A 6,921-nucleotide genomic window follows, 5' to 3' on the forward strand; every position below is an offset into this window, starting at 1 on the left:
GGTCGGGGGGCGGGGCCGGGGCCCCGCCCTCCACGGGGGGCTCCCGCGCCGTCGCCCCCGGCTGGCCGCAGTCGCGCGCCACACCCCGCCCGCGGCCGCTGGCCAAGTCCCAGTCCCATACGCCCAGGGCGCCGCCCTCCAGCGCCAGAGACACCCACTCCGCCGCCTCCTGTTCCTGCTGCTTCTGGCGCGTTTGCAGATCCCGGATCAGGCGCTGGCGACGCTGCCACAGCATCAGGGCCAGCACCGAGAGCAGGCTGATGGACAGCCCCACGGCCAGCACCGCAGCGCGCTGGCGCCGCCAGGGCGCCTCCAGCGCGTCCACGGAACGCCCCACGGCCACCACCAGGGAGGGGCGAGGATCCAGGCCCGCGGGCCGCACGCTGCGCACCGACATCAGTCGCAGATCGCCGCTGACCACGGCGCGCATGCGCTGCAGGCTGACATCGCGCCCTTCCAGCAGATGGCGATACAGCACGCTGTCCTGGCGCGCGCTGAAGTCTTCGCCCAGCCAGCGGGGCTGCTCGGGTAGCAGGGCGAACAGGCGCCCTTGCTCATGCACCAGGACGCTCCAGGTTTCGGCCGAGGGCTGCGCGGTGCGCAGCACCGCATCGAAATAGCTGGGGTCGAGCAGCGCGCTCACCGCGCCCTGCCAGCGCCCCTGGGCATCACGCAGACCACGCGTCAGCGCCAGCGTCTGCGCTCCGCCATCGGGCCTGATCTGCGGCGCTGCGATATGCAGACGACCGGCCTGCGGGCGCTGGGCACGGGCCAGCTCATAGCCCGGCCGCAAGACCTCCACCAGGCCGGGCAAGGCGCTTGCGGAACTGGCCTGCACGCGCCCCTGCGCATCCATGATGCTCAGGGCATGCACCCCGGGCATGGCTTCCGCCAGCGTGTGCAACAGGGGCTGCAGCTGCGCCAAGGCATCCCCGCTGCGCTGGGCGCGCTGCCCATCGATGGTCAGCAGGGCGGTGTTGATGCCGATGAGCTGCTGGGCCACCACGCCCTCCAGGGACTTGACCAGGCCCTCGAGCTTCTCGCTCTCGTGCCTGTGCAGGGCATCCCGCTCGAACTGAAGCCACCAGATGGCCCCACCCCAGGCTAAACCCAGCAGGGCGAGCAAGCCCAGCCATTGGCGGGAGCGGCGCCCCAGGCGGGCGATGAAAGGGATGGACGGACTCATGGGCGGGCTCAGCGAACCCGCGACCATAGCGGCCGGGCCTGGGGCGCGGCTTGACTCACATCAAGCTGCGCCCTCGCTCAGGCGCTTCAGCGATGCTTGAACTCTGGCTTGCGCTTGTTCATGAAGGCATCCATGCCTTCGCGCTGATCCGCCGTACCGAACAGGGCATGGAAGTAGCGACGTTCGATCTTCACCCCATCACTGAGCGGCCCCTGGAAGGCCTGATGCACCAGCTCCTTGATCAGAGCCACCGAGGGCGCGCTGAATCCGTTGATGGCCTCGGCGGCGGCCAAGGCCTCCTCCAGCAGCTTGTCGGCCGGCACCACGCGCGCGACCAGGCCGGCGCTCTCGGCCTCGGCCGCGTCCATCATGCGGGCGGTGAGCAGCAGGTCCATGGCCTTGCTCTTGCCCACGGCGCGGGGCAGGCGCTGGGTGCCGCCGGCGCCGGGGATGATGCCCAGCTTGATCTCGGGCTGGCCGAACTTGGCACTGTCGGCGGCGATGATGAAGTCGCACATCATGGCCAGCTCGCAGCCGCCGCCCAGGGCGAAGCCGCCCACCGCGGCGATCACCGGCTTGCGCACCTGCAGAATGGTTTCCCAATTCTTGGAGATCAGGCCGGTCTTGAAGGCGCTCATGAAGTCGTGAGGCGCCATGGTCGGGATGTCGGCGCCTGCAGCGAAGGCTCGCTCGGAGCCGGTCAGCACGATGCAGCCGACGCCATCATCAGCATCAAAGGCCAGCAGCGCCTGGCCCAGCTCGTCCATCAGCTGATCGTTCAGGGCATTGAGCTGCTTGGGCCGGTTCAGGGTGATCAGGCCGGTCTTGCGCTCGCCGCTGCCACGCAGCTCGGTCAGGATGCACTCATAGCTCATGGGGTCTCCTCGTGATGTCTTGCTGTGGAAATTCGGCGCTCATTGTGCCGCCTGCAGCGGCGGCGCCTTGAGCATCAGGTCAAGATAGGTCTGTTCGTCCTGGGCAATGCGCAGGCGCAGCGGCAGGTACTGCAGGCTGGGGGCCAGCCAGACCTCGGCCTTGAGGTCGTGGGGGCGAAGCTCCCGGTCCGGCAGCGGCCGCAGATGCCAGGCCGGCACCGGCCCCATGGGCGTGTCCAGCAGTTCCTCGCCCACCACCTCGTAGCGCCAGGCGTAGAGCCGGCGCGGCAGGGCCAGAGGCATGGACAGCACCCGCCCGGGCGCCAGCTGCTCGCGCCCGGTCAGGAAGAGCCAGGTCAGTTGAACGAACTGGCTGGCCGCGTCCTGCACGCCCTCGGGCAGGGGATGCTGGCTGCCATCGGCCAGTTGCAGCTGCCTGGCTTGGCGGTCAAAGCTGAGTGCCACACGGCGACGCTCGCGCATCAGCATGCGGGTGTCTTCCTCGTAGCGATGGGGGCTGATGCCGGCCGCGCCCAGCAAGCCATCGCTGCTCATGCGGCGCTGGATCAGGGGCGCAAAGCGGGCCCCGACCAGAACCTCGAGATGCACCTGATAGCGCGCACCCTGCCGCAGCCACTGCACCTCGGCTTCGCCCGTGACATCGCCACGGTAGTTGCCGCTCAGGCGATAGCGCAGCTGGGTGGAGAGCGGCCACTCCGGGCCGGGCTCGGCCAAGGACTCCGCTGCGCCGGCCGACGCCGCCAGGGCCGCTGCAGGCAAGGGCTCGGCCGCCGGCTCGGGCGCTGCGTCGCCGCGGCTCTCCAGGGTGGCCACCGTGTCGGCCGCCGATGCAGCCGGCTCGGCCGGCTCCGCCACGGGCGCTTCGCTGGCCGCCATGGCCGGCCCCGGCACCTGGATGGCGGGCTCGGGCTGCGGCCGCACGGACTTGCCTGCGCGAGCACCATCGGGCAGCGATGCAACAGCCTGGGGACGCAGCTCCTGCAAGAAGACCACGGCCAGCCGCTCAGGGAAGTGGTGGCGATCTCCACCCGTCTCCAGATGCCACAAGAACTGGCCCAGACCCGCGTGCAGGGCCAGCACCAGCCCCGCCACCAGGAGCGCCAGTCCGGTTCTGCGAGGCCAGAGCCCGCGGCTCGCTGAGGGGTTCAGCCGCTCAGCCATGCACGACGCAGGCTCAGCGCCCGCGCCGAGGGTTTGTCGGCCAGGCTCAGGCGCACCGGAGCCTCCGCCTGCCCATCCAGGGGCAGGTCAAGCGCCAGCTCCAGGAGGCGCTGATCCCGCGCCAGCAGCAGGGCCAGGCGCTGGGGCGCCTCGGGGCGCAGGGTCAGCAGGGCCTCCTCCAACTTGCGCAGGCGCCAGCCATTGCAGGCCAGGATTTCGTCGCCCGCGGCCAGACCGGCACGCTGGGCCGCGGAGCCCTGCAAGACCTGCTTGACGCCCAGCCCCTCTCCGCCCTTGTCCAGGCGCAGCCCCAGGCGGCGGGACAGGCAGATCTTGTCGCTTCCCCAGCGCAGGCCCAGGCGCTCCAGCAGCACAGGCAGGGGCAGATCGTCGGTGCCATGGACCCATTGGCGCAGCTCATCGGCACGGGCCGGGCCTCCGAGCTCGGCCGCGGCTTGCAGGATCTGCGCCTCACTCACCGGGCCACCAGCGCTGCGCTGCCAGAGCAGGCGCATCAGGTCGTCCAGGCTGCTGGCCTGTGCCTCACTGCTGCGCAGGCTCAGATCCAGCGCCCAGGCCAGCAGGGCGCCCTTGGCGTAGTAGCTCACCGTGCTGTTGGGCGTGTTCTCGTCGGGGCGGTAGTAGCGCACCCAGGCATCGAAGCTGGCCTGGGCCAGGCTCTGCTGGCGTCGCCCGGGTGCGGCCAACACGGCATTGAGCGTGCAGCTCATCAGCTTGAGATAGCGGGCCTCGTCGATCAGGCCGCAGCGCAGCAGGAAGAGATCGTCGTAGTAGGAAGTGAAGCCCTCGAAGAACCAGAGCAGCTCCGTATAGTTCTCCTGCTCGTAGTCGTAGCGCTCGAACTCGGCCGGGCGCAAACGCTTGACGTTCCAGGTGTGGAAATACTCGTGGCTGACGAGGCCCAGCAGGCGCACATAGCCGTCGCTGAGCTCCGACTGCCCGAGCACGGGCAGGTCCCGGCGTGATGCGATCAGGGCCGTGCTGGCCCGATGCTCCAGGCCGCCATAGCCCTCGTCCACGGCGTTGAGCAGAAACACATAGCGCTCAAAGGGCGGCTTGCCAGCGGCCGCTGCACCCGCGCCGCGTCGCCCATGCCAGAAGGCGATCTGGGCCTCGCACAGGCGCTGAGTGTCGGCCAACAGACGGTCGGCATCGAACACCGGCAGAGCGCCCGCCACCACCAGCTCATGGGGCACGCCGCCGGCCATGAACTCGCCGCGCCAGAAGCGACCCAGCTCAAAGGGATGATCCAGCAGCTCGTCGTAGTCGGCCGCCTGATAACGCCCCTGCTCGACCGCCATGGCCGTGGCCACCTGCCAGCCCGTGGGCAAGGGGCCCAGCTCGATGGCATGGGGTTCCTGCTCACGCCCCTGCACCCGCAGGCACAGGCTGCTGGGGTTGAAGAAACCGCGCTGTGCGTCCAGAAAGGCCGCCCGCACCGAGGAGTCGAAGGCATAGACCTGGTAGCTCAGCACCAGGGCCGCCCGGCCCTGACAGTCCACCTGCCAGGCGTTCTTGCGCAGCTGATGCAGGGGCAGCTCGCGCTGGCCCTGGCGGGCGCTCAGGCCTTGCAGATGGCGCGAGAACTCGCGCACCAGATAGCTGCCGGGAATCCAGACCGGCAGGCTCAGGGTCAGCCGCTCGGACGGGGCGGGAATCGTGAGGGTGACCTGGAACAGATGCGCATGGGCATCGGCAATCTCGACGCGATAGACGATCATCGTCAGCTACCCGCGGCCCCCAGGAAACAGCACAGCGCAGCCACCGCGCTGAGGCGAAAGCGCAGGGTCAGCCAGGCCGAGACCCCCAGGCCGGGGTACAGCCGCCGATCCACGAGGTAGCAGACCACCAGCATCACACCGTGCAGGACCAGGCCGGCATAAGCCGGCATCACCACCGCCACCCAGGCCAGCAAGGAGGGCACCACGCCCCAGACAAAAGGCATGGGCGAGGGGATCTGCTGGCGCATGGCCAGTCCCCAGTGGATGCCGCCCAGAAAGCTCAGGACCAGGGCGGCATAGGCCGACAAGCCCAGGGCCACGAAGGCATGGGCCTCCAGGCTGTAGCCGGCCAGCAGCCAGATCAGCAGCGCCCCCAGCACAAAGGGGATCAGGCCCGCATAGGCCAGGCGCGAGGCCACCGGGTTGATGGAGGACGGGAAGCCGGATTCGGCGGCCAGGGCGGAGGGCATGGCTTGCGGCGTGTGGGTGGAAAAGAAGAAAAAGAGGTGGGCCTCAGGAGCCGGAGGCGGCCTTCAGGGCGGCCAGACGACGCTCCAGCTGCTCGGCGCTGATGGCGCCCGGCACGCGGCTGCCATCTTCGAAGATCACGGCCGGCGTGCCATTGACCATGTGCTTGCGCGCCAGGGCCAGATTGCGCTCCACGGTGGCGTCGTCGCAGCTCGCCGCCGCCTTGGGCGGCAACTTGTTGTCCAGCATCCAGGACAGCCAGGTGGCCTGCGAATCCTTGGCGCACCAGATATTGCGCGACTTCTCGGCCGAATCACCGCCCAGAATGGGGATCAGGAAGGTGTAGACCGTGATGTCCTTGACCTCCTGCAGACTGCGCTCGAAACGCTTGCAGTAGCCGCAATTCGGGTCGGCAAAGACTGCGATGCGACGCGTGCCCTTGCCGTTTTTCCAAACCAGGGCGTCCTTGAGCGGCAGCGTGGCGAAGTCGATCTGGTTGAGCTTGGCCAGACGCTCCTCGGTGAGATTGCGGCGCCCCTTCAGGTCGATCAACTCGCCCTCGATCAGGAAGCTGCCGCTGACATCGGTATAGCGGATCTCGTTGCCGGCCCGGATCTCCCACAGCCCCGGCATGGCCGACTGGCGCACCTCGTCGAGCTTGGGCCAGTTGGGCATGCGCTCAGCAATGCTCTTGCGGATCTGGGCCTCGCTGGCCAAGACCAGGGGGGCGGCCGCCAGGAGGCCCAGGGCCAGGCCCGTGTGTGTCAACAGCTTCATGTCTTGTGCTCGGTCGGGAGAGGAACGTAGGGGGCTGGTCGCCTCAGGCGCCCAGGGCCCGCGCCGTCAGCCAGCGCTTCAGGGGCGGGAGTTGGTTCAGCAGGCCCATGCCACGGTTGCGCAGCTCGCGCAGACCCGGAGTCTCGCTGGCAAACAGGCGCAGCAGGCCATCGGTGAGCTCACCCATGGCCAGGGTGGGCGCCAGGCGCGCACGCTCATAGCGGCGCAGCAGGCGCTCGTCGCCCAGCGCTCGCCAGGCCTCGCGCTCGCGCAGCACCCGCGCCAGGGCGGCCACATCGGCCAGGCCCAGGTTCAGGCCCTGGCCGGCCAGGGGATGGACCACATGGGCGGCATCACCCAGCAGGGCCCAGCCGGGGCCGCTGACGCGGTCGGCCCGGCCCAGGCTCAGCGGCCAGGCGGCGCGGCCGCCGGCCAGGCGCAGCGGGCCCACGACCCCTTCGGTGGCTTCCAGCAGGGCCGATTCGAATTCCGCCGGGCCGGCGGCCAGCAGCTCCTGGGCGCGCTCGCTGGGCAGGGACCAGACCAGACCGTAGGAGCGCTCGGCCTGCGGCCGCTCAAAGGGCAGCAAGGCCAGCACATCGGGGGCACGGAACCACTGGCGGGCCACGCCCTGATGCGGCTGATCCACCACCAGGCGGGCGGCGATCGCCTGTTGGCCATAGCCATGTCG

Annotated in this window: 7 protein-coding genes; all 7 read right to left on the minus strand. The window is 69.7% G+C overall.

What is annotated here, in order from left to right:
• Positions 1 to 1,186: hypothetical protein (locus tag ACK5F2_RS12020; RefSeq protein WP_409864880.1), on the minus strand; the 1,186-nt coding region annotated here is incomplete at its 3' end.
• An 86-nt stretch (positions 1,187 to 1,272) separates the two neighbouring features.
• Positions 1,273 to 2,061: an enoyl-CoA hydratase gene (locus ACK5F2_RS12025; RefSeq protein ID WP_409864882.1), complete on the minus strand. Its 789-nt coding sequence runs from the start codon at positions 2,059 to 2,061 to the stop codon at positions 1,273 to 1,275.
• A 39-nt stretch (positions 2,062 to 2,100) separates the two neighbouring features.
• Complete coding sequence (locus ACK5F2_RS12030; RefSeq protein WP_409864884.1) at positions 2,101 to 3,174, minus strand: DUF3108 domain-containing protein; 1,074 nt, start codon at positions 3,172 to 3,174, stop codon at positions 2,101 to 2,103.
• A 53-nt stretch (positions 3,175 to 3,227) separates the two neighbouring features.
• On the minus strand, positions 3,228 to 4,985 hold the full coding sequence (locus ACK5F2_RS12035; protein WP_409864886.1) for a M61 family metallopeptidase: 1,758 nt from the start codon (positions 4,983 to 4,985) through the stop codon (positions 3,228 to 3,230).
• A gap of 2 nt (positions 4,986 to 4,987) precedes the next feature.
• A complete protein-coding gene (locus ACK5F2_RS12040; RefSeq protein ID WP_409864888.1) occupies positions 4,988 to 5,455 on the minus strand; it encodes a DUF3429 domain-containing protein in 468 nt (155 codons plus the stop codon).
• Between the two features lie 43 nt (positions 5,456 to 5,498).
• Positions 5,499 to 6,230 carry a DsbC family protein gene (locus tag ACK5F2_RS12045; protein ID WP_409864891.1) on the minus strand — a complete coding sequence of 244 codons (732 nt, stop codon included), beginning with the start codon at positions 6,228 to 6,230 and terminating at the stop codon, positions 5,499 to 5,501.
• Between the two features lie 43 nt (positions 6,231 to 6,273).
• On the minus strand, positions 6,274 to 6,921 hold a 648-nt coding region (locus ACK5F2_RS12050; protein WP_409864893.1), incomplete at its 5' end, for an FAD-dependent monooxygenase.

The sequence above is a fragment of the Roseateles sp. genome, from assembly GCF_046300915.1.
In the GTDB taxonomy this organism is placed as follows: Bacteria; Pseudomonadota; Gammaproteobacteria; order Burkholderiales; family Burkholderiaceae_C; genus Kinneretia.